This window comes from Chryseobacterium sp. HNCC26DJ239 (genome assembly GCF_057180445.1).
Genome location: NZ_JBXUGJ010000001.1, coordinates 703,128 through 721,996, shown reverse-complemented (window position 1 = coordinate 721,996; position 18,869 = coordinate 703,128). Strand labels below are relative to the sequence as shown.

The following is an 18,869-nucleotide window of genomic DNA, read 5'->3' as shown; positions in this document are numbered from 1 at the left end:
AATGGCACTACCAAACAGTACAGAGGTCGGTAAGTTTCAGCAGCTTATCATTAAGAATCCAATTGGCTTTGTTGCTTCTGTTTTCTTTCTGATGTTTGGAATTACCTATTTTATTAATATCAGAAAAAACGACAGTTCAGAAGCTCAATGGAAAGAATTGTACGAAAAAGAGAAATCTAAAAACGATAATCTTACGTATCAACTGCTTGTTAATGCAGGAATCTTGAAAAAACAAAACGAAGTAATTATTGAAGCAGATTCTACTTTAAGACAAAAAACCGTAGAAGAAGCAAAGAAACTTTTAAAATCAAAAAAATGAAAAATAAAATGTTAATTATCGCACTCCTGTTTATCATTGGAGTTTTAGTGGCAAACAGTTTTTTTAACTGGGTTACGCTAAGTCCTGAAGAAAAACTCGCAAAAGAAATTCACAACCCTAAAACCGACACGATTAAAGTGATCTACAATCACGATAGTACGGTAGTAAAGTATGTTCCTAATGTTGGACAAATTGCATCCAATAACATAACCAAAACCTATACGAATTACATCTACGATACACTTGCGCCGGCTCTTAAAATTGCAACCGAAAAAATAACCGAGTTGCAAGGAATTAAGGCAAAACTTGAAGGCACGGTAAAAGCGCAGAAATCTGAAATCGATAAAGAAAAAAGCAGATTAGTATATTATCAAGACAAGTATTTTTCCGCTAAAACTAAAACCGACTCTCTCGGAAATTCGAGTTTAGAATATAAATACAATGCACAGCTCGACATGATTACGGAGACAAAAAGCAGTTTGTTTTCTAAAGATGTTCAGCAAATTACTGTTACTTCTCCCGATAAGAATTTAAAAATAAATGGAGTGGAGCATTTCAAAAAAGATGTTTCACTACCCGCAAAACGTTTCGGGATTGGCATTCAAGCAGGATATTATTTTGTGCCAGAAATCGGGAAAACTCTACCCGCCGTAGGCTTTGGAGCGAGTTATAATTTAGTGAGATTTTAATTGAAAATTTTAAGAATTAAATAATAGATGTGAGCAGCTATTTAAAATTTTAAGCAAAATAAAGGTTAGATAATTATAAATAATTTAAAAATGAATTACCCAAATATTTTACTCGGTTCTCCAAAAGTTATAGCGGAAGGAGTTCGTTATTTAGGAATCCACGAAATTAAAGGAAAGGCACATAATGCAACAATCATGTCGTGGGCAAAAGATGTCGGGGTTGAGAAAATTTACACTTCCGATGAAATTGCTTGGTGCGGTTTATATGTTGCAAAGGTTGTACAAAAAGCAGGATTTGAGCCTGTGAATAATCCACTTTGGGCTTTAAACTGGAATAACTTTGGAACCAAACAAACAACCGCAATGCTCGGTGATATTTTGGTTTTCAAGCGTGATGGTGGTGGTCATGTTGGTTTTTATGTAGCTGAAGATAAAGATTGTTATCATGTTCTCGGTGGAAATCAAAGCGATTCCGTGAGTATTACTCGCATTGCAAAATATAGATGTGTAGGTATTCGCAGATGCGACTGGAAGACTGCACAACCAAATGCTGTAAAAAAATATATTGTCGAAGCTTCAGGGAAGATTTCTACGAATGAAGCTTAAACCATGTCTCCGACATCAATGTCGGAGACATAGTTTATTTTGGTAACGTATAAGAAACACCATTTAGGTGGTTAATTTTTACAATTTTTTGTTCCCTAAGAAGTTTATCTCTTACGGTTTTCAATTTTTCGATATCTGTTTTCAGTTCAAGATTTATGTGAAATAAATCGATGCCGTTGGCGACTCCAGATCTACGGTGTTGTTCTTTTACAAGCTCTAAAAACTTTTCTTCTATTTCTTCTAGATTATCCATTTTGCAAAGATAGTACTATTATCAATTTTTGATATTTAAGGAAAACCGTAATCGTATAGTTATATGTAATGCATAGTTATTTGCTAAAATTTTTACTTGCATATTTGCAAGTTTAGTAAAAAGTTTATATCTTTACATCGTAATAATAAAACAAATACTAACAAATTAAAATTTTACAAAATGAAAGCAATTACAACACTAAGATTTAACATCACTTCAAGTTCTAGCAACGCTAAAGAAGCTTATGAAACATTAAAATCTAAAAATCTAAATCCTAATTTCAGAAGTGGATTTAATAATTTGAAATCAGCTTGGTTGTGTGTAGATGTTGAGCAAGGCTCTGAAAATCATGAAATTGCAAAGAAGTATTTATTTGATGAAAAATTTAATACTTCAAAGTAATTAAAAAAAGCCCTCCGAAGAGGGCTTACTTGTAATAATAAAATTTTAACTATTAATTAAAATCTTATGGCAAAATTCGATAATTCTGCGGAAACTGGCAAACAATTATTCTTCAACTTCATTACGGAAAGAAGAAAGGAAAAAGGAATAACACAACTAGAACTCGCCAAACTTATTGGTATAGATGAAAGTACATTGGTGAGAAATCTAAAAAATGAAAGCGAAATGACTTTTGCAACCTCCTTAAAAATCTGTGGAGCTTTAGAGCTTCGACCTTTTTGGATTCCCGCAGAGCTTGATAAAACTGAATATGAAAGAATATTTTTTAGTTAATACGGAAAACCGTAATGCAGAATAAAAAATACATTCTAAATTTGCGTTGTATCACAATACAAAAAATTTAATTAAAGCATGAGCCGCCTGATCTAACAGGTGGCTTTTTTATTTCCCAAATTTCAAAAAGGCCTTTGTCACACTTTCTCTACGTGTCACATTCTATTTTTGGAATTATGAAAAATAATGTTTTCGTTTCTCCGGCTCAAGGACGTTGGCTTTTGCATGATGCTTATGCATCAAACTTAGAACGTCTTATCAATATTCAGGCAGGGCTTATAAAAGTTCCTGAAGTGAATCGTGAAGAATTTTTTGCAGCAGCAATGCTTTCAGAAGCAAAATCCGAAGCTCCGTCTGCAGTAGAAAAAAAAGTGGTGGTAATTTCTATGCGTGGACTTTTGCAGGCTTATGGCGATTGGTGGGATTATGGCGCCGATGACTATTTGCAATTATTCAGAATGCTTAATAGTAATGAATCTATTGGTGCGGTAGTCGTAAAAATGGATGGTCCTGGTTCTTCGGTTGATGCCATCAACATGATGAAAGAATTTGCAAGCGAAAAACGCAAACCCTTTGTTGTTTTAGCAAACAAAGCTTTTTCTGGTCATTATTGGACGGCTTGCCATATTGCCGATCATATTATGGCGTACGGAAATATTTCTTCAGCTTTCGGCTCTATCGGGGTTTTAACCATGGTTTCAGACAGCCGTGAGTGGATGGAAAAAGAAGGATATAAAATGCTCATTATTCGCGCTCCTCAATCTACCACAAAAGCTCAATCTATAGTCGATTATTACGAAGGAAACGATGAAGCATTTATCGAAGCAGAGAAAAAGGAAATGGAGCCAATGTGCAATCTTTTTATTGAAGATGTAAAAGCACTTCGTAAAAAATTAAAACAAGATACACCTGGTTTATTTACCGGAAGTACTTTCACGGCAAAAGAGGCTTTAAAAATAGGTTTGATAGACAGTATCGGAGACGAAAAACAAGCCGTGCAACTGGCAATTGCACTCATGGAACTCAACAATTAATTAACAATAGTAAAATTTAAAATTATGAAAAAAACAAAATTCGCTGCGGTGATTGCTTTTTTATACTCTTTAGTGGGTATTAAAGAATTACCGAAAGACGACTCTGGAAAACTCGCTTTTACTCCGGAGCAAGACGAAAAGATTAAAGAAGGTTTCGGTGAAAAGTACGAAGCTGCTTTAAAAGCCGCTCAGGAAGTCTTGGATGAAGAGCAAGGTTTGGACGCTCAGAAACAATCTGCATTAGATGCTTTGGCAACTGCGGTTGGTGTAGATGATGAAAATAAACCTACTCCAGAAAATCCTGCGCCTGTAATTGCGGCGGCAACGCAAAAAATTAACGAACAACAGCAACAAATCGAAGCTATGGCAAACACTCCAGAACCAGACGAAGTAATGCAGAAATTCCAAAAAGGCGCAAAAGCTTTCGGAATTGCAGCAATGATTGCAATGACCACTCCAACCGCTCTTTTCGGTATGGAAACAAACAAAGAGTTCAGTACAGACGCTCCTTGGAATAAAAGAGCTGCGGCAGTTTTATCAAACAAAGTAGCCGCTGAAACGGATTTTGCAGATACTTCGACTATCGCTCGTTTGAACGACGATTTGAAAGAATATTATGTAAGAAATCCGCAGGTTTTACGTGAGCTTAGAAAAGACAGATTTGGTCTTCCGGTTTTCTGGCCGAAACAAATGGGCGTTGTAGATGAAATTTCAGATGCTGTAATTGATGTTGCAAACGTAACAGAAGCAAGAAAACCAGAATGGTCTGAAAATCCGAACTTCTTTATTGGAGCAGAAAAAAGAAAAATCTATCCTGTAGAGATTGACCTTATGTTTACAGGGTATCAATTGCAGAAATTAGAAACTTCTTGGATCAATTCAATCTACGATTTAGACGCGTCTTCTCCATATAAGCTGTCTTTTATGGCTTATTTAACAAGATTAATCGACGCTCAAGCAAGATTGGAAGACAGAATTTCATGCATCAATGGAGTATATGTTTTCAAACCTCAAGGTATTACAGCGAGAGGAAGCTATTTGTTCCGTCAAAATGGTTTGAGATACCAGTTGTACAAATTCAGAGATTTAGATAAAAAAATTGCAGCATTCAAATCTTCTATGGGGAAGATTACCGATGCTAATACTTACGACTACATTAAGGAATTTGTAGAGTGGTTGCCAAACGAAGTGAGAATGGCTTTGGGAATGAAAATCTATGTATCTCAGAAAAGGCTGAACGCTTATCAAGCGGGGTACAAATTGGCAAATCAGTTGAACAACGATTACCAAGGTAACGATCTAAATTATGTAGATGGCTATTCTAATCTTCAATTTGTAGTACTTACAGATTTAGAAGGTTGCGACGCCTTTTTCATGACGGATGATCAGAATATTGAAATTTTGGAACACGTTCCAAACGAAAAATCAATCTACAGAATGGAAATGTTGCAAAGAAAAACTTTCATTCATGCAGATTACAAATTAGGTTGTGCTTTCGTTTTTGCAGGTTTTAAACTTCCTGAAAATTCAAACTTCCTAGGTCAGGCTCAGTTCATCTGGACGAATGATGCGCCAATGTTCAGCGATAATTTTTATGTGCCAATGTACGGTGCACCAATTGGAAATGCGGTAGATGTTACTTTCAACAGAATTAAAACAGACAAAGCTTTGCTTGGTCATGTTCAAACCATTAATTCTGATATGCCTATTGGTCATATCATCAAAATTAAAGGAGACGTTAATCAAACGACGAATTCTTTAATTAAGAATATTTCTGGTGGTATTGGTAACTTAAATTTGACTGCCGATTTTGATCCGAAAACCGGAGGTACACTTACCTTGCTGAAAACAGCAACAGGTTGGAAAGAAGTGAGCAGAACATCGGCTCCGGAAGTGGCATCTTCTGCAGCGGTAACGTTTAGCACAACTTCCATCGATTCTAAACTAGGTTCAGAATTTGTTTACGACGGAAATTCTTCTGTAGAATTGGCAGACATCATTAACGGAGTGGAAGGTGCAGAAGTGAAAATCTACGGTCAGGCAACAAACACTTTAACAGTGGATAATGTAGACGGAAAGATTATCGTAACTGGAGGTTCAGAAGCTGTTTTAGATACTGCTGCGAAATACATCGTATTGAAGAAATTCGACGGAATTTGGGTGGAAACATCTAGAGGGTAAATATTTTTGAAACCGTCAATCGGCGGTTTCTTTTCTTAATTTTTTAATCAATAAAACAAAATATCATGACTTTAGTTATCGGTAATTTAAAAAAAGCTCCTGCGGGTGCAGGTGCTCCTAATTTTACTACAGAAAGACCTTTGCATCTTATTCCTGTAGATTATTTGGAAGAATATGGATTTCCCGTTGTAGACGAAAATGGTGTAAGAACTACATCAGATTTTGTTTTCAAACCAGGAATGTATCCTGTTCCTGCCAACCTTACTTCTTCATCTAAAGATTATTCTGTAGAAACTACAGGTGAGCAAGATGCGGAAATGTTCAAATCAAAAGTTGTAGGAAATTATCCTGGAGACGATACAGATGCGGCAGAGTTTTCTGTAAACAATTTGGGTAAACCTTTCATTTTGATTCAAGGTAAATGCGATGGTTCTGGAACTGCAAAAATTATTGGAGACATTTGCAAGCCATTGTATTTGAAACCTGCATTCAAAGCAAACAAGGATAAAACAGGTTTTGAATTTACTTGGGAACAAATGGACGGAAGTAGATCAATGTATAGAGTTTACTCTGGAGTACTTCCAACAGAAACATCTGTTACTCCGGAAATGGGTTCTACGGCTATTCAGTTCTTATTGGCAAATCCATCGTCTGTAAGAATTACGGTAGGAACTGCAGCAACAACTGCAGCGATTACTTCTGTAACCAAAACAAGCGGGCAAATCGTGACCTTAATTGGTCAAGATACAGATCAAGCAAAAGCGGCAACTTTAAATTCATCAACAGCGTTCACTGGTGATGTGATTGTATTGCTGAAAGATGGTATTGCTTGGAAGTCTCTTTCGGGATCGTCAATCTCTTTCAGAATCTTCAAAGATGCCACAAAAACATACTTGGTGGAGACGTCGAGAGTTTAATTTTTTTGGTTGTTTTTTACTCAGAAATATGTCACACTTTTTCAGTGTGGCATATTTTATTTTTGGCGTATGAGTGCTACAAAAACAATATCTGTACTGAAAGCAATGGAAGTGATGCGAACTTTATCCCGTGATAATGTTCCGTTTTCTTTCAGTTTTTACAGTTATGATGAAAGCAGAAAATCATCGGATGGATTAAAGCGTGAAACCAATGTACTTCTCGCGCAAGGATATCGACGAAATCAAAGCGATAAATCTGAGGTTTTAGCCAGTTTCATAAGATTGGACACAGGCGAAAGACGTCATTTTTATATTCCATTAATTACGGAGCTCAACGGTATAAAAATCAAACAATGAAAGACGAAAAAATAGAAATTGAATATTATGGTGCAGATGCAGTAGTGTCTTCGCCAATGGCTACCTTCAGTTATCAAGTTGAAGATCCTCGGCTTTTTGATCGTGAAGGAATTTCGCCTTTCGATTGGTCTGTAAATCGTGGAGCGAGTTTTCTGGAAGATTTAGAAATACTTCCGTATGGACATCGCAACGATATTCCGCAAGTATTGCGAGATGTGGTGTATTCCAATTCAAGTATTCCTGGTGTTTTTGAAAAAAAGCAAGGTTTACTTTGGGGAAATGGACCTCTTTTATACGCTGAAAAATTTGAAAAGTCTCCCGACAATAAAAACATAAAGGTTCGCGAATGGCAGGAAAATACAGTTATTCAGCAATGGTTAGATTCTTGGGATTATCAAGATTATTTATTAGAATCCATTACCGATTTTAATTTTATTCAAGGCGGTTTTACAAAGTTTGTGCGTACAAATGGAGCTAAAATTGGAAGAAATAAATTTCATTCACTCGAAAATCTTGGCGCGCACAACACGAGATTGGCTCGGGAGTTTGGAAAAGAAAAACCAACACACGCTATTTTCAGCGATTTATGGTATGCTTTAAATCCGAGTACGTACAAAGTCTATAATCTGTTTGATGCGAAAGATCCTTTTGCTTCGCCAAATGCAGTGATGTATTCCCGAACAAAAACTTTTGCATCAGATTTTTACGCAATTCCTACAATTTTTGGAGCGTTAGAATGGATTCGTCGTTCTACAGCAGTTCCGTTGATTCTTCGTGCGCTGTCTAAGAATTCAATGTCGGCAAAATATCACATTACTTCGCCTGCAAAATTCTGGGATACCCAAAGAGAATTACTCGAAACAAAAGCGATGAACGAAGGACGTGAGTTTTCGGAAGAAGAAATAAAAGCCTATGAAAGAGAGCTTTTTAAAACCATTATTGCTACGCTTTCGGATGAAGATAATGTCGGCAAAATTTTGCACACAAAAACTTTCCTTGCACAGGATGGGATGAATTTAATAGAGCAAGGTTGGACGATAAAACCCATCGAAGAAAACATTAAAGATTTTGTGGAAACACAAATAAAAATTGCGGATAAGGCAGATGCTTCTGTCGCAACTTCTGCGGGAATTCATAAAGCTTTGGGCGGAATGTCGGCTGCCGGTTCTGCAGATTCTGGAAGTGAACAATTGTATGCTTATATGATGTTTAAGTTAATCAGCAAAGATATTCCGGAGTATGTTGTGACCAAAGCAATTAATGCAGCGATAAAAGCAAACTTCCCTGGAACAAAATTAAAACTTGGCTTTTACCATGAAGAGGCGCAACGCCAGCAAGACCAGTCTTCGAAAGACAGAATAAAAAATAATGTTTAAAAAATTCTGAAATGAAATATTTATTCGATTTTGATACAGAAGATGCATCTGAATTGCATGAGATTTTAGGTTTTGTAGATGCCGATTTTACAATGACTCAGCTAAAGCCTTATATAAAATCAGCAACGAAAGATGTGATACAGATTATCGGTGAAACAATTTACAATATTGCAGCAGATACTTTTGAGGAAGATGAATTTACGGCAGATGAATTAGTTTTCTTACTCCGTTACGCCATTGCTTTGGGAGCTTTCAGAAAGTTCGCGCCTTTAAGCGATGTTTCTTATACCACTTCGGGAAGGCTTTTCCGTACCGATGAAAATACAAAATCGGCTTTTGAATGGATGATCGATAAATCCGACGATGCAATGGAGCGATCTTATTACTCATCTGTAAATGAAATTCTGCGTCATATCTTTTCAGAAATGGCAGAGGAAGCCGAAACAATTACCAAGGCTTACAAACTTTCGGAATTGTTTGTTTATGATCTTTCGGTTTTTCAGGAGTTTGTAAACATCAACGATTTTTATTTGCTGTATTTTAAACTTATTCCAGAATTGCGCTCTGCACAAAACCGACTTTTAAAGTCGAGAATGGGCGAAAAGTACGAGTTTTTCAAAGCAAATGAAGAAGAGAGCATAAATACTCTTGCCAAACAGATTTGCGTTTTTTTTGCCATGAAAAACGGTTTAAGAAAAGAATCGGTTCAATTGTGGCCAAGAGGTGTCATTCGTGAAACTTCGGGCAGCAAAAAACATCAGTCGGCTTCACAGCTAGATATTGAATCGGCTGTAATGTACTACGATGATGAATTGGCTCAATTACTTATCCAGTTGGAAACTAAAGTCGCAAAAACAAATGCCAAAACAGGAAATGTAACGATGATAAACTTCGGTCCCGAAGATAACTTTGTAACGCTTTAATTATGCACGATATTACGATACAGGAAATCAACAGACGTTTTTGGATTCCCGAAAACTTAGCAGAATGCAACAGAAATCAGTACCTCGATATGAGTAAACTGATATTGATGTATCAAATGAATGAGCTCAACAAAAGACAGTTTCGGGTTTTGGCGCTCTACAATTTGATGAATATGGAATATTCTAAAGCAGACCTCGAAAATGTAGAAGAAGAAAAATGGGAAAATGTTTATGTCGCTTCTCAGATTATCGATACATTTTTTGAAATTGACGAGGAAGGAAGAGAATCTGTGGTGTTAGATTATGTTCACAATCCTGTAAAATCTGTAAAGTACAAGATGATGACTTTTGTAGGACCAAAAGACGGACTGAAAGACATGACTTGGAAGCAGTTTATTGAAGCGGTTGGAGAGTTGCAGACGTTTTCTACAGATGGGAAAATTGAGCATTTGGTAAACATTTTTGCCATGTTCTACTTACGACCTCGTGAAACTTTCGGAAAGATAGATTTAGAAAGGCGTGTCGATTTTTTCAAGCATTTAGACATCCGATACATTTACGGTTTCTTCCTGCTTTTTACAAGTTTCTGGAAGTTTTTGAGAACTCAATCTGTGATTGGTGTAGATGGTCGTGAGATTGATTTGAGAATTATGTTTGAAGCAAAAGCTTCAGACGAAGAAGAAGTGCTTCCAGAATTGGCAGAGCTCGGTTTTCGATCAACATCTTATCAGTTGGCAGAAAGTGGCGTGTTTGGAACTCTTGCAGAACTGGAGCAATCGAATTTTTGGGATGTCATTCTCAGGATGTATGACATGACCGTTCGTAATAAAAAACGTGAAGCTGAAATGGAAGCACAGAAAAACGAGAACAAATGATTACAATACAAGTTTTAAAAGAAGCGGTGATGGAAATTGTTTCCACAATTCCCGAAATTAATTCAGTGAAGCTCGTTTCTAATGATGATCGTTTTATTGATAAATTGGAAAAGCACCAGAAAACAGATAATGCTTTGTTGGTCGTGGTAATTCCTGCGTACAAAGGTTTTTGGAATGATGAAAACGACAATGGCGGTTTTGTTACCTATTTTCAGTTTTTTATCTTAAATAAAATCGACTACAAAACGCAGGAACCGGAAGAGGAACAGCAAATATTACAACCTGTAATGCAGGATTTTTTAGGGAAATTCTTTGAATATTCTAAAAACGACTGTAAAGTTTTCGCTAATCTGGAAAGAAATAGCGTAGACATTATGGCAATTACCAACAAAGGACAGTGTGCAGGTTGGGAAGTACAGTTTAACGACGAAACATATACTGGTTACGATGGACGTTTTGGGGAATAATTCAGACGAAGAATTGGCAATTTTCAGAGCGTTTGTAAAACGCACGCTGAAAGAGCATGTTGATAAGATTGATGAAGAGCAGTCTTCTAAAATTTCAGCTTTTGAATCTGATAATTTCGATGGTCGTTCGTTTTATTCTTCAGATGTTTCTTTGAAGTATAGCCATAGGCTCATCCACAGAGTAGCAGAGATGAAGCGCCGTAGACCAAGACCTAACAAAAACAATCAGCTTAAGCCTAAAAAACTCATCAAATTTGTAAAAGATACCCAAATTCACAACCGTATTTTGATGGGGAATTTTGCAGGAATTCAAGGGCAATTAACGTATGGTTTAACGGAAGCTGTACGAAATCAAATGAAAAAAGATTTAGACGGAAAAGAAATTTAATTTCACAATAATATATTGTGATACAGTAAATTGTTGTATATTTGAAATGCAACAATAGTCCATATAATATTTTTTAACTGGTTATTATTTAAAAATTTTCATCATTTGTGTTTTATCCGCTTCTTTTAGGAGCGGTTTTTTTATTTCACAACAAATAGTTGTGATACAATAAATTGTTGTATATTTGAATTACGACAAGACAATACTAAATGTATCGTAATTTAATTTTTAAAATCTGTTTCCAAGCTCCTTAATCGGAGCTTTTTTATTTTAAAAAGCAAATAAAACGGATTTATTTTTGTATCTTTACCAAAAGATAACACATGAATTTTCCACAAATACTTAAAGACTGGAACGATTTCTTCCAGGTGATTCACTTAAAAAACTTTTGCGTAAAATACGATTTAGGTTACGACCATTTCCGCCGAATCTTGAATGGCGAAAAGGAACTTTCAGAAAAGTACGTTTTGAAAGTAAATGAAGCGATTGAGAAGTTTAAGAAAGACATTGAAAATTTGTAAACATCAAATTTAACAAAGTCTATAGTTGTATGTACTTAATCGCTTTCTTAAATTTTACCTCCCGCCTCACAGCGGGAATTTTTATATAAAAAAGTCTTACGGTTTTTTCTTACTTTAGTGGGAAAATTTTCATACAATGGATACAAAAAAAATTACAATCAAGAATGTTAACGGAGAATATTCAATCGACATTCCTACCGAAAAAGTTCAAAAAACAATTCAAGGTATTTTGGATTGCTTAAATGGAAAAAGAAACGGTTATGGCTATCGTAAAGATGGACACACCACTTTAATTCCTGCTGAACTTCTAAAAAATAGCGTTATTATATTTGAAAGCAGTGAGCTTAATGATGAGTTTTCATTTGAAAATGTCTAATAAATGAAAAGACTATTATTTTTAAGCGTATTCTTTTGTGCAACGCTTTCACACGCACAAAATTCTGAACCCTATTCATTTTCAGAGATTGTGAAAATATCAGACTCAACAAAATCTGCAAAGGAACTCTATGCAAATGCTAAAATGTGGTTTGCAAATACATTTAAAGACCCTAAAGAGGTTATAGTTCTTGACGATATTAATAATAATATTTTAGTTGGTCGGGGTAACATACGTTACTCAAGTAAAATATTTACAGGTTCAGTAGCGAGGGAGGGTTGGATAACTTTTGATACGCAAATTGCCTGCAAAGATGGCAAGTATAAATATACCTTTTCAAATTTTATTCACGAAGGAAAAAGTGTGAGCTATGGACTAATTACAAATGATGATTTTTTGCCAACTATGAAAGGGATGATGGCGGGTGGACCTGAAAAATATAAGATAAAAGTAACTACTGAAATAAGAGATATTATTAAAAATGATATTGAAAATTTAATTTCAACTTTAAAAGCAGGAATGAATAAAAAAATTACAACCAAAGAGGATTGGTAATTGAAAATAATTCTTGCACAAATAAAATAAATGTCTTACGTTTGCAGTGTCAAACATAAACGGAAGAGGATAAGCCTTTAAATTATCCAATCATTTTTTACGATTATAAAACCTGCCTCGGCAAGTAGTGGTTAACTTATCCTCGGATCTGTTTGTGTTTGACGACTCCCACGAAAGCCAAGGCTTTTTTTGTGGGATTTTATGAGGATAACTTTTAAATCATAATAAAATGTCAAACACAACACAAAACCAAGTACAACAAAGCAACGAAGCTCCAGTAATTGCTTTTCAAAAATTCAATGGCGTTTATCTTGCCAAAATTTCAGACAGTGAAGGTCGTGGTACACATGCTTACGGAAAAACAAAAAAACGTGCAGAAGCCAATGTTTTAAGCAATTTTCAGATAAAATATTCATGTGTTTTTCACAATTTGTAGAACATTTTAAATTTTTACAAAAGATGAATACACCGTATGTATTGCCAAAAACAGGCTATCCAATGACAGACTTTCAGACGAAAGTAATTGAAATCGTTTTAAATCTACATTCAGAACTCGGTTCTTTAGAAAAAGCCAATGATGTTTTGTTCAGAATGTTCGAAATAGCTTTTCCTCATTCAACCGACATAGAAATACTGCAGTTTACCAAAGTGCAGGGAGCCTTTAGATGCATCAATAATCTAATTGCAAGTGAGACAGAAACCTTCAATGATTTAATTATGGAAAGAGAATCCTATGTATTACAAGAATAAGATTGCTCTACAAAGCATTTTTGGAAAAATAAAAAAGAATTCCCGATGGAAATTAATAGCCAAAGATGTTCCTATTTTAGAAATCGACAATCCCAAAAGATTTGAGATTACAGAGTTAGATTTGAAAATATTCGAACCAATAAAATCAAAAAAATGAAGTACCGTAACAAAGTTGATGTAAAAAGCCAACAAGGGATTTTGGTAGATGCAGAATCGCTTTGGTATATCGAAGACGATTTACTTGTGCTTGATGATGACGACCAGTACATCACACACACATTAGACAGAAATATATTTTACTTAGTCCTAGACTGATTATTAGTTTTCATAGTTTCAAATGGCCTCCTTCGGGAGGTTTTTTTATGTTCCTGTACGGCTACGCACTTGTCACACTTTGGCGGTCGCCCTCATTTTATCTTTACCAAAATTATTAAAATGAGTTTTGGGCATAGATTCTTTAGTTGGTTGCAATGGTCTATTTTATTAGTCTTTATTGCAGTTGGATGGTTTTATAATCAAGATGTATTACTTCTGAAAATCCTTACAGGAATTTTCTTTATTTCAGAAATCATTCTCTTAGAATTTCAGAGGAAAATAAAACCGGAACAGATTCGGTATAGAAAATCGGGATGGTTTGCATTGCTAGATTTACTTTCTATCGTCGCTTTTCTGTTTTATGCAGTTCTCTTTATTGTATTTAAAGAATGGCAGACTTACCCGCCGTTTTTCTACGGGATTTTAACCTACACTCTTATTAGGAAAATTTATATCTATAAAAATTTTACGTATGAAAAATAAAGTTATTGCTGCCTTGGCAGACAAAACAAAATCTCCGGAAGAGAGATACAACGACTTGCTGGGTTTGCTTTCGCAAAAGGCAAATTTTATGCAGATTAGAAATTTTCAACTTGGTTATTCCGCTACAAAATTGGAGAAACTGGAGTATGAAGTGAAAAAGCAATTTGAAGTTTCCGACTTGGAAATTCACGAATACAAAGCGGAAGAATTCTTGGTAGGTGATGAAACAACAAATCTCACACAAGAGGTATTACAAAATGTAAATCCCGCAAATCCTACAGACGGAAACAATATACAAAATGAAATCACAACCCAAAACACAGACGCAGGTTCGGCAGATGCGACCGAAGTTTCTGAACACGAAAAAGCTGTTTTCGTTGCCCTTGAGCAAAACGAAGCTGCAAAAGAAGGATTAAAAATTAGAGATCAATATCCTTTCTTAAACGAAGAATCTTGTCCTGATGAATTTAAAATTTTAGTGGCAGATAAAATTTCAGCTTGGAAAAAGTTTGCGGAAAGTCAAAACGCTTTAGTTGATGGTCTAGATGCCAATGAAGCTGAAGATAAGCTCTTCGAGTTGGCAAAATCTGCTGTAGATAATTTCCAACTGAACGACGATATCCGAAAAGAATTAGATTTCTACAAAGAAACAGGTAAAGTTTTAGGAGAAAATCCAAAGCTTTCAAACTTGAAAATTAAGGAAGAAATCTACGAGCTTTCAGAAGCCGGTTTGGTAGAAATGAAAAACAAAGCGCAGAAAAACGCTTCTAAAGCAAGAAAGGAAATCGAAAACCAAGGACCAAACGAAGCGCGTGAAAAACGCCTTGCCGATTGGACGCTCCGTGAGAAACTTTCTAACGAAAGACTGGAAAACGAATTTAAAAAAAGTGAGAAGTAAAAATGGATAAGAATAAGAAGTATTCAGTTTTAAGTCACAAATTCTTAGGTTATAACGAAAGTGGCTCTGCGACTTATGAGATTACATTTAATAAATCTCTTCAACATACTGGTAGATTCCAAGGAATTGAAGATGGGTTAAATGAGTATTGTAAAAAAGAACTTAAAACTAATATAATTGAAGGTATTAAAAATTTATGGTTTTCAATTAAAAATTGGTTTAAGAATTAAAACGTAAGAATAATGCTATTTGCGAAAAGTAATATTGAAATAAAAGAAGAAAAGGCGGAAGAGAAATCCGCCTTTGTTTCTAAATTTCTGAACGTTCAAGCGTTTAAGGTAGAGAAAGTAAAAGTTGATCTTCCGAGGCTTCCAGAACCTTCAGAAATATTCTTTTTGCAGACCATTCAAGCGTTTAATGCTTTCACTTTTGTAGAGTATATTTCGCAGTTGCAGTTTATCGAAGAATTGTATGCCACAACCTACAGCGTTTCGATGCGGGTAATTGAAGCTTTGCAGGAACTCCAGAATAAAGGGAGAATCGGGAAGATCAATATTTTGGTTTCAGATTCTATGATGAAAAGAAATCCGAAGGTAATTGATGCGCTCAATTCATGGGCAAATTCTTCTACAAATATTTCAGTAATCTATACCTGGAATCACAGCAAAATAACGCTTTGCAAAACAGAACTAGACTATTATTGTATCGAAGGCTCTGGAAACTGGGGCGACAATGCCTGTTACGAACAATACGTTTTTGCGAATTCTAAAGAAGCTTTCGACTTGAGAAAATCTTTGTTTGAAGAATGTAAAGTGGTATTTAAAATCAATTAAAATGGCTAAAATTAAATTAAATGATAAAGTAAAGGTTTTAGACAAAGGGTTAGAAATGCTTTACAAAACAATGTTACAATTTGATCCAGACGCCAAACCTAAAAATATAGGTTTTGTAAGAGAGTTTTTAGATGATGATTTTGCAATGATTGAATTCCCAATAGGGGATGATCCTATGGAAGAGCATTCACAAGTAGCGCCTTATCCAATTTCGTCTTTAGTTTTGGTTGAAGAAAAGAAAGAAAATCCAAACATTTCAAAATCGGTTACAGCGTGTATTCTTCTCGCTTATGAAGAATTAGAAATGGTAACAGAATTGGCAGCAATCGGTTTTGATATTGTGAAAATTGCGAGAGTGCTGCAGAAAGATGTTCGATTGGTAAAGCGAGATTGGAAAACGGTGGGAACTCCCATTTATGAAGCCTATCATTCGGGAACTTTACAGGCAAAAGCTATAATTGATAAAGTGGTTTACGAAAATGCTTCAAAAGGAAATCTCACAGCTATACAGCAATATGCAAAACTCCAGGAAGAGCAGAAACTCGACAATATGAAAGAAGAAATCTTTAATACCGACTAAAAATGAAGCTTGAGAGAAAAAGCATATTAGACGAAAATCCAAATATTATTTTCACTTCCGAGTTCGACGAAATCGAGCTCGATTTTCTCGTGGAATTTTTAGAAACTGGAGATCCAAAAAATGTACCTGATCATTTGGTCGCGTACATGGAAATTTTGGAAAAGATCTGGGGAATGTCTCGCCAAATGTTCAACTATCCGAATAATCAGGCGATAATTAATCACTTAATGATTGTTTATCGAATGAAAAGACCAAAGGCAATGCAGTTGGTGAAAGATGCACTCACATATTTTCATCGTGAAAATATGCTATCCAATGAAGTTTGGAAGGGAATTTTAGCCGATAATGGAATGAAAGCTTTTGTTGCTGCGATTAAAGTCGCTAAAAATTCTCGTGATTTCAAAGATTCATTTATGATTTTATTGGAACTCGGGAAATTCCTCGAATGGAATGTCGATAAAATGGACGGTGTAGACGAAGATTTTATCCGCCAAATTCAGATTACAACTTCCGATGTGACCAAATTCGGCTTTGAAAAAACCAACAGAAACGAACTCGCTGCAATGATTGATGCGCTTCCGGATGTTTCAGAAAAGATGAAAGAATTGGCGAAAAAAGAAGTGGATATGGTGCCGTTCAAACTGATTTTCGGAGAGAATAATCCTAGAAAAGAACAGTAATGGGAAGAGTTTACGAAGATAAAGACGGGAAGTATGGAGGTTTAGTAGAATACGTTTACTTGAATCCTGCACATCAATTTATTGATTTGGTGGATCCAAAGGATTTAAACGTAATTGGTGGTCGTGCTTTTGGTAAAACAACGACTATTCATGCGCGCCGTTCGCAGCGTATTCAAAAAGCAATGCCTGGTGCATACTTAGCCTTTGTCGGAGATTACTATTCGAATTTATTGGGAAATACTGTTCCGTCTATGATTAAAGGATGGAATGATCTCGGTTATAAAGAAGGGATTGATTACGTTACGAATGAAGCTCCGCCAAGAAACTTCGCAAAGCCTTACAAAAAACCACTTACCTATAAACATACAATATCGACAAAAGAAGGATGTCTCTACAAATTGGCAAGTATGGATGTGGTTTCTTCGTTGGCGGGAGATTCATATCAACATGTTTTTGGAGACGAAGTAAAATATATTGCGAAATCTAAACTGGATAAATTACTTCCTGCAAAGCGTGGAGAGCTGCTTCGTTTTGGCGGTTCTCATTACTATCTCGGAACAACATTTACTACCGATATGCCCAATGTTTTGGCGCCGAATGAATACGATTGGATTCTGGACCAGGAAGAGTTAATGAATGTTGAGCAAATCGAATTGATTTTAAAATGTTCTTTGGAAGTAAACGATATCAAGGAAAAGCTTGTAAAAGCATACGTTAAAAAAGACAGGAACGAGTTTGAAAAGCAAAAAAGAGCTTTCTACCGATGGAATGAGCGACTAATGAAAAGCCGTTTCAAGTCAAATTTATTTTATGTCGTTTCTTCGATGGCAATTGCTGATATTCATGGTTTAGATTGGTTTAATGATCAGTTAGATTTATTAGGAATCGAAGGATTTAAAGCGGCAATTCTCAGTATGAAGCAGGAAGTTTCGGAAGGAGAAAAGTTTTATCCGAGATTAGACGATACTCATTTTTATGATGAAGGTTTAATCATGGAATTTTTCGACAATTTTTCTTTCGGGGAAAAGCCTGAAATTACCTCAAGAGCTTTGCGATTTATTCAGCATAACAGAAAATTAGAAGCAGGAGCCGATTGGGGTACTATGATGTCCTTGGTTGTCGGACAGGAACAGGGTAGAGTTCAACGAATTTTAAAAAATATTTTCACATTAGGGAAAGATGTTCCAGAACTGGCAAAAGAGTTTGGAAAATTCTTTAAATACCATCAATATAAAGTTCTCGATTTGTATTTTGACCGTTCCGGAAACCAATGGAAGCTAATCGGAAGAGATATGGCAAGATCTTTTAAAAATGCTTTAGAATCTTTAGAAATCGATGGAATCAGACAAAATTGGAAAGTAAATTTAATGTCTGAAGGACAGGGTACGATTTACCAACAACAAGAATATGTTGTGGTCAATCAAATGTTATCGGGTTCAAACCCTAGATTGCCTCGGATTTTGATTGATAACTCACAGTGTATGCAGCTCAAAGCATCATTAAAACTTACCGTTCAGATTCTTAAAACCGACAAAGAAGGAATTAAAACCATCCATAAAAATAAAACCTCCGAAAAATTGGCTCTCAGTAAGTTGCCAATGCAATCGACTAATTTTTCAGACGCTCTAAAATACTATCTCTGCCGCCCTCGTTACATGGAATTGGTGCGCAGTCCGAACGGTTCTTCTTATGCGTATGCGCCGGAAGTGGTGTAAAAAAGTCTTACGCAAATATTACGTTTTGAATGAAAAAAATTAT

The 18,869-nt window shown here is 35.5% G+C and carries 28 protein-coding genes; 27 read left to right on the top strand and 1 reads right to left on the bottom strand.

Translation table 11 applies throughout. From position 1 onward, the window contains the following. Window position 1: 1 nt before the first annotated feature. From AC2A1D_RS03400 to AC2A1D_RS03390, 3 genes are all read left to right on the top strand, one after another. Window positions 2-319 (top strand): hypothetical protein, encoded by a 318-nt coding sequence (locus tag AC2A1D_RS03400; protein ID WP_484042263.1) that lies wholly within the window; start codon window positions 2-4, stop codon window positions 317-319. After that, complete coding sequence (locus tag AC2A1D_RS03395) at window positions 316-1,008, top strand: hypothetical protein (protein WP_484042262.1); 693 nt, start codon at window positions 316-318, stop codon at window positions 1,006-1,008. The genes AC2A1D_RS03400 and AC2A1D_RS03395 overlap by 4 nt, the downstream gene beginning before the upstream one ends. Window positions 1,009-1,098: 90 nt before the next feature. Further along, window positions 1,099-1,614, top strand: coding sequence for a TIGR02594 family protein (locus AC2A1D_RS03390; RefSeq protein ID WP_484042261.1), 516 nt, complete (start codon window positions 1,099-1,101; stop codon window positions 1,612-1,614). A 34-nt stretch (window positions 1,615-1,648) separates the two neighbouring features. Here the strand turns inward: AC2A1D_RS03390 and AC2A1D_RS03385 are convergent, their stop codons facing one another. Next, window positions 1,649-1,867 carry a hypothetical protein gene (locus AC2A1D_RS03385; RefSeq protein ID WP_484042260.1) on the bottom strand — a complete coding sequence of 73 codons (219 nt, stop codon included), beginning with the start codon at window positions 1,865-1,867 and terminating at the stop codon, window positions 1,649-1,651. 180 nt (window positions 1,868-2,047) lie between these two features. Here AC2A1D_RS03385 and AC2A1D_RS03380 point away from each other — a divergent pair, with 180 nt between their 5' ends. The 24 genes from AC2A1D_RS03380 to AC2A1D_RS03265 all read left to right on the top strand — a co-directional run bounded on the left by AC2A1D_RS03380 (window position 2,048) and on the right by AC2A1D_RS03265 (window position 18,826). Continuing rightward, window positions 2,048-2,269, top strand: a complete 222-nt coding sequence (locus tag AC2A1D_RS03380; RefSeq protein ID WP_484042259.1) for a hypothetical protein — start codon at window positions 2,048-2,050, stop codon at window positions 2,267-2,269. 66 nt (window positions 2,270-2,335) lie between these two features. Then, window positions 2,336-2,602, top strand: coding sequence for a helix-turn-helix domain-containing protein (locus tag AC2A1D_RS03375; protein WP_484042258.1), 267 nt, complete (start codon window positions 2,336-2,338; stop codon window positions 2,600-2,602). 176 nt (window positions 2,603-2,778) lie between these two features. Further along, window positions 2,779-3,636, top strand: a complete 858-nt coding sequence (locus AC2A1D_RS03370) for a S49 family peptidase (protein WP_484042257.1) — start codon at window positions 2,779-2,781, stop codon at window positions 3,634-3,636. A 24-nt stretch (window positions 3,637-3,660) separates the two neighbouring features. Further along, window positions 3,661-5,817, top strand: coding sequence for a hypothetical protein (locus tag AC2A1D_RS03365; RefSeq protein ID WP_484042256.1), 2,157 nt, complete (start codon window positions 3,661-3,663; stop codon window positions 5,815-5,817). A gap of 65 nt (window positions 5,818-5,882) precedes the next feature. Continuing rightward, window positions 5,883-6,734, top strand: coding sequence for a hypothetical protein (locus AC2A1D_RS03360; RefSeq protein WP_484042255.1), 852 nt, complete (start codon window positions 5,883-5,885; stop codon window positions 6,732-6,734). Window positions 6,735-6,803: 69 nt separating this feature from the next. Next, entirely contained in the window at window positions 6,804-7,091 is a 288-nt protein-coding gene (locus tag AC2A1D_RS03355; protein WP_484042254.1) for a hypothetical protein, read from the top strand. Further along, the gene (locus AC2A1D_RS03350; protein WP_484042253.1) at window positions 7,088-8,467 is read left to right on the top strand and encodes a hypothetical protein; all 1,380 of its coding nucleotides are present in this window, start codon (window positions 7,088-7,090) and stop codon (window positions 8,465-8,467) included. Before AC2A1D_RS03355 ends, AC2A1D_RS03350 begins: the two co-directional genes overlap by 4 nt. Window positions 8,468-8,478: 11 nt before the next feature. Further along, on the top strand, window positions 8,479-9,390 hold the full coding sequence (locus tag AC2A1D_RS03345) for a DUF6712 family protein (RefSeq protein ID WP_484042252.1): 912 nt from the start codon (window positions 8,479-8,481) through the stop codon (window positions 9,388-9,390). A 2-nt stretch (window positions 9,391-9,392) separates the two neighbouring features. Beyond that, on the top strand, window positions 9,393-10,265 hold the full coding sequence (locus AC2A1D_RS03340) for a hypothetical protein (protein WP_484042251.1): 873 nt from the start codon (window positions 9,393-9,395) through the stop codon (window positions 10,263-10,265). After that, window positions 10,262-10,732, top strand: a complete 471-nt coding sequence (locus AC2A1D_RS03335; protein WP_484042250.1) for a hypothetical protein — start codon at window positions 10,262-10,264, stop codon at window positions 10,730-10,732. Before AC2A1D_RS03340 ends, AC2A1D_RS03335 begins: the two co-directional genes overlap by 4 nt. Continuing rightward, window positions 10,713-11,120 carry a hypothetical protein gene (locus AC2A1D_RS03330; RefSeq protein WP_484042249.1) on the top strand — a complete coding sequence of 136 codons (408 nt, stop codon included), beginning with the start codon at window positions 10,713-10,715 and terminating at the stop codon, window positions 11,118-11,120. Before AC2A1D_RS03335 ends, AC2A1D_RS03330 begins: the two co-directional genes overlap by 20 nt. A 323-nt stretch (window positions 11,121-11,443) precedes the next feature. Beyond that, a complete protein-coding gene (locus AC2A1D_RS03325; RefSeq protein ID WP_484042248.1) occupies window positions 11,444-11,641 on the top strand; it encodes a hypothetical protein in 198 nt (65 codons plus the stop codon). Between the two features lie 136 nt (window positions 11,642-11,777). Beyond that, complete coding sequence (locus tag AC2A1D_RS03320) at window positions 11,778-12,017, top strand: hypothetical protein (RefSeq protein ID WP_484042247.1); 240 nt, start codon at window positions 11,778-11,780, stop codon at window positions 12,015-12,017. A 3-nt stretch (window positions 12,018-12,020) separates the two neighbouring features. After that, window positions 12,021-12,572 carry a DUF4468 domain-containing protein gene (locus AC2A1D_RS03315; protein WP_484042246.1) on the top strand — a complete coding sequence of 184 codons (552 nt, stop codon included), beginning with the start codon at window positions 12,021-12,023 and terminating at the stop codon, window positions 12,570-12,572. Window positions 12,573-12,801: 229 nt separating this feature from the next. Continuing rightward, on the top strand, window positions 12,802-13,008 hold the full coding sequence (locus tag AC2A1D_RS03310; protein ID WP_484042245.1) for a hypothetical protein: 207 nt from the start codon (window positions 12,802-12,804) through the stop codon (window positions 13,006-13,008). 23 nt (window positions 13,009-13,031) lie between these two features. Then, window positions 13,032-13,322 (top strand): hypothetical protein, encoded by a 291-nt coding sequence (locus AC2A1D_RS03305; protein WP_484042244.1) that lies wholly within the window; start codon window positions 13,032-13,034, stop codon window positions 13,320-13,322. Window positions 13,323-13,475: 153 nt separating this feature from the next. Continuing rightward, window positions 13,476-13,637 carry a hypothetical protein gene (locus tag AC2A1D_RS03300; RefSeq protein ID WP_484042243.1) on the top strand — a complete coding sequence of 54 codons (162 nt, stop codon included), beginning with the start codon at window positions 13,476-13,478 and terminating at the stop codon, window positions 13,635-13,637. Window positions 13,638-13,757: 120 nt separating this feature from the next. After that, window positions 13,758-14,120 (top strand): DUF2463 domain-containing protein, encoded by a 363-nt coding sequence (locus tag AC2A1D_RS03295; RefSeq protein WP_484042242.1) that lies wholly within the window; start codon window positions 13,758-13,760, stop codon window positions 14,118-14,120. Next, window positions 14,110-15,018, top strand: coding sequence for a hypothetical protein (locus AC2A1D_RS03290; protein ID WP_484042241.1), 909 nt, complete (start codon window positions 14,110-14,112; stop codon window positions 15,016-15,018). The genes AC2A1D_RS03295 and AC2A1D_RS03290 overlap by 11 nt, the downstream gene beginning before the upstream one ends. Window positions 15,019-15,020: 2 nt before the next feature. Then, a complete protein-coding gene (locus tag AC2A1D_RS03285; protein WP_484042240.1) occupies window positions 15,021-15,248 on the top strand; it encodes a hypothetical protein in 228 nt (75 codons plus the stop codon). A gap of 12 nt (window positions 15,249-15,260) precedes the next feature. After that, a complete protein-coding gene (locus tag AC2A1D_RS03280; RefSeq protein WP_484042239.1) occupies window positions 15,261-15,851 on the top strand; it encodes a hypothetical protein in 591 nt (196 codons plus the stop codon). Window position 15,852: 1 nt separating this feature from the next. Further along, on the top strand, window positions 15,853-16,431 hold the full coding sequence (locus AC2A1D_RS03275) for a hypothetical protein (RefSeq protein ID WP_484042238.1): 579 nt from the start codon (window positions 15,853-15,855) through the stop codon (window positions 16,429-16,431). A gap of 2 nt (window positions 16,432-16,433) precedes the next feature. Next, on the top strand, window positions 16,434-17,111 hold the full coding sequence (locus AC2A1D_RS03270) for a hypothetical protein (protein WP_484042237.1): 678 nt from the start codon (window positions 16,434-16,436) through the stop codon (window positions 17,109-17,111). Then, complete coding sequence (locus AC2A1D_RS03265) at window positions 17,111-18,826, top strand: hypothetical protein (protein ID WP_484042236.1); 1,716 nt, start codon at window positions 17,111-17,113, stop codon at window positions 18,824-18,826. Before AC2A1D_RS03270 ends, AC2A1D_RS03265 begins: the two co-directional genes overlap by 1 nt. The last annotated feature ends 43 nt before the right edge of the window (window positions 18,827-18,869 follow it).

Excerpts from the sequence above, each read along its gene's own strand:
- AC2A1D_RS03285 (WP_484042240.1), top strand. The coding sequence starts at position 15,021 with ATGGATAAGAATAAGAAGTATTCAGTTTTAAGTCACAAATTCTTAGGT.
- AC2A1D_RS03315 (WP_484042246.1), top strand. The coding sequence starts at position 12,021 with ATGAAAAGACTATTATTTTTAAGCGTATTCTTTTGTGCAACGCTTTCA.
- AC2A1D_RS03335 (WP_484042250.1), top strand. The coding sequence starts at position 10,262 with ATGATTACAATACAAGTTTTAAAAGAAGCGGTGATGGAAATTGTTTCC.
- AC2A1D_RS03325 (WP_484042248.1), top strand. The coding sequence starts at position 11,444 with ATGAATTTTCCACAAATACTTAAAGACTGGAACGATTTCTTCCAGGTG.
- AC2A1D_RS03300 (WP_484042243.1), top strand. The coding sequence starts at position 13,476 with ATGAAGTACCGTAACAAAGTTGATGTAAAAAGCCAACAAGGGATTTTG.
- AC2A1D_RS03385 (WP_484042260.1), bottom strand. The coding sequence starts at position 1,867 with ATGGATAATCTAGAAGAAATAGAAGAAAAGTTTTTAGAGCTTGTAAAA.
- AC2A1D_RS03310 (WP_484042245.1), top strand. The coding sequence starts at position 12,802 with ATGTCAAACACAACACAAAACCAAGTACAACAAAGCAACGAAGCTCCA.
- AC2A1D_RS03375 (WP_484042258.1), top strand. The coding sequence starts at position 2,336 with ATGGCAAAATTCGATAATTCTGCGGAAACTGGCAAACAATTATTCTTC.
- AC2A1D_RS03290 (WP_484042241.1), top strand. The coding sequence starts at position 14,110 with ATGAAAAATAAAGTTATTGCTGCCTTGGCAGACAAAACAAAATCTCCG.
- AC2A1D_RS03390 (WP_484042261.1), top strand. The coding sequence starts at position 1,099 with ATGAATTACCCAAATATTTTACTCGGTTCTCCAAAAGTTATAGCGGAA.
- AC2A1D_RS03295 (WP_484042242.1), top strand. The coding sequence starts at position 13,758 with ATGAGTTTTGGGCATAGATTCTTTAGTTGGTTGCAATGGTCTATTTTA.
- AC2A1D_RS03370 (WP_484042257.1), top strand. The coding sequence starts at position 2,779 with ATGAAAAATAATGTTTTCGTTTCTCCGGCTCAAGGACGTTGGCTTTTG.
- AC2A1D_RS03350 (WP_484042253.1), top strand. The coding sequence starts at position 7,088 with ATGAAAGACGAAAAAATAGAAATTGAATATTATGGTGCAGATGCAGTA.
- AC2A1D_RS03395 (WP_484042262.1), top strand. The coding sequence starts at position 316 with ATGAAAAATAAAATGTTAATTATCGCACTCCTGTTTATCATTGGAGTT.
- AC2A1D_RS03380 (WP_484042259.1), top strand. The coding sequence starts at position 2,048 with ATGAAAGCAATTACAACACTAAGATTTAACATCACTTCAAGTTCTAGC.
- AC2A1D_RS03330 (WP_484042249.1), top strand. The coding sequence starts at position 10,713 with ATGGACGTTTTGGGGAATAATTCAGACGAAGAATTGGCAATTTTCAGA.
- AC2A1D_RS03360 (WP_484042255.1), top strand. The coding sequence starts at position 5,883 with ATGACTTTAGTTATCGGTAATTTAAAAAAAGCTCCTGCGGGTGCAGGT.
- AC2A1D_RS03270 (WP_484042237.1), top strand. The coding sequence starts at position 16,434 with ATGAAGCTTGAGAGAAAAAGCATATTAGACGAAAATCCAAATATTATT.
- AC2A1D_RS03340 (WP_484042251.1), top strand. The coding sequence starts at position 9,393 with ATGCACGATATTACGATACAGGAAATCAACAGACGTTTTTGGATTCCC.
- AC2A1D_RS03345 (WP_484042252.1), top strand. The coding sequence starts at position 8,479 with ATGAAATATTTATTCGATTTTGATACAGAAGATGCATCTGAATTGCAT.
- AC2A1D_RS03400 (WP_484042263.1), top strand. The coding sequence starts at position 2 with ATGGCACTACCAAACAGTACAGAGGTCGGTAAGTTTCAGCAGCTTATC.
- AC2A1D_RS03320 (WP_484042247.1), top strand. The coding sequence starts at position 11,778 with ATGGATACAAAAAAAATTACAATCAAGAATGTTAACGGAGAATATTCA.
- AC2A1D_RS03280 (WP_484042239.1), top strand. The coding sequence starts at position 15,261 with ATGCTATTTGCGAAAAGTAATATTGAAATAAAAGAAGAAAAGGCGGAA.
- AC2A1D_RS03275 (WP_484042238.1), top strand. The coding sequence starts at position 15,853 with ATGGCTAAAATTAAATTAAATGATAAAGTAAAGGTTTTAGACAAAGGG.
- AC2A1D_RS03305 (WP_484042244.1), top strand. The coding sequence starts at position 13,032 with ATGAATACACCGTATGTATTGCCAAAAACAGGCTATCCAATGACAGAC.
- AC2A1D_RS03355 (WP_484042254.1), top strand. The coding sequence starts at position 6,804 with ATGAGTGCTACAAAAACAATATCTGTACTGAAAGCAATGGAAGTGATG.
- AC2A1D_RS03265 (WP_484042236.1), top strand. The coding sequence starts at position 17,111 with ATGGGAAGAGTTTACGAAGATAAAGACGGGAAGTATGGAGGTTTAGTA.
- AC2A1D_RS03365 (WP_484042256.1), top strand. The coding sequence starts at position 3,661 with ATGAAAAAAACAAAATTCGCTGCGGTGATTGCTTTTTTATACTCTTTA.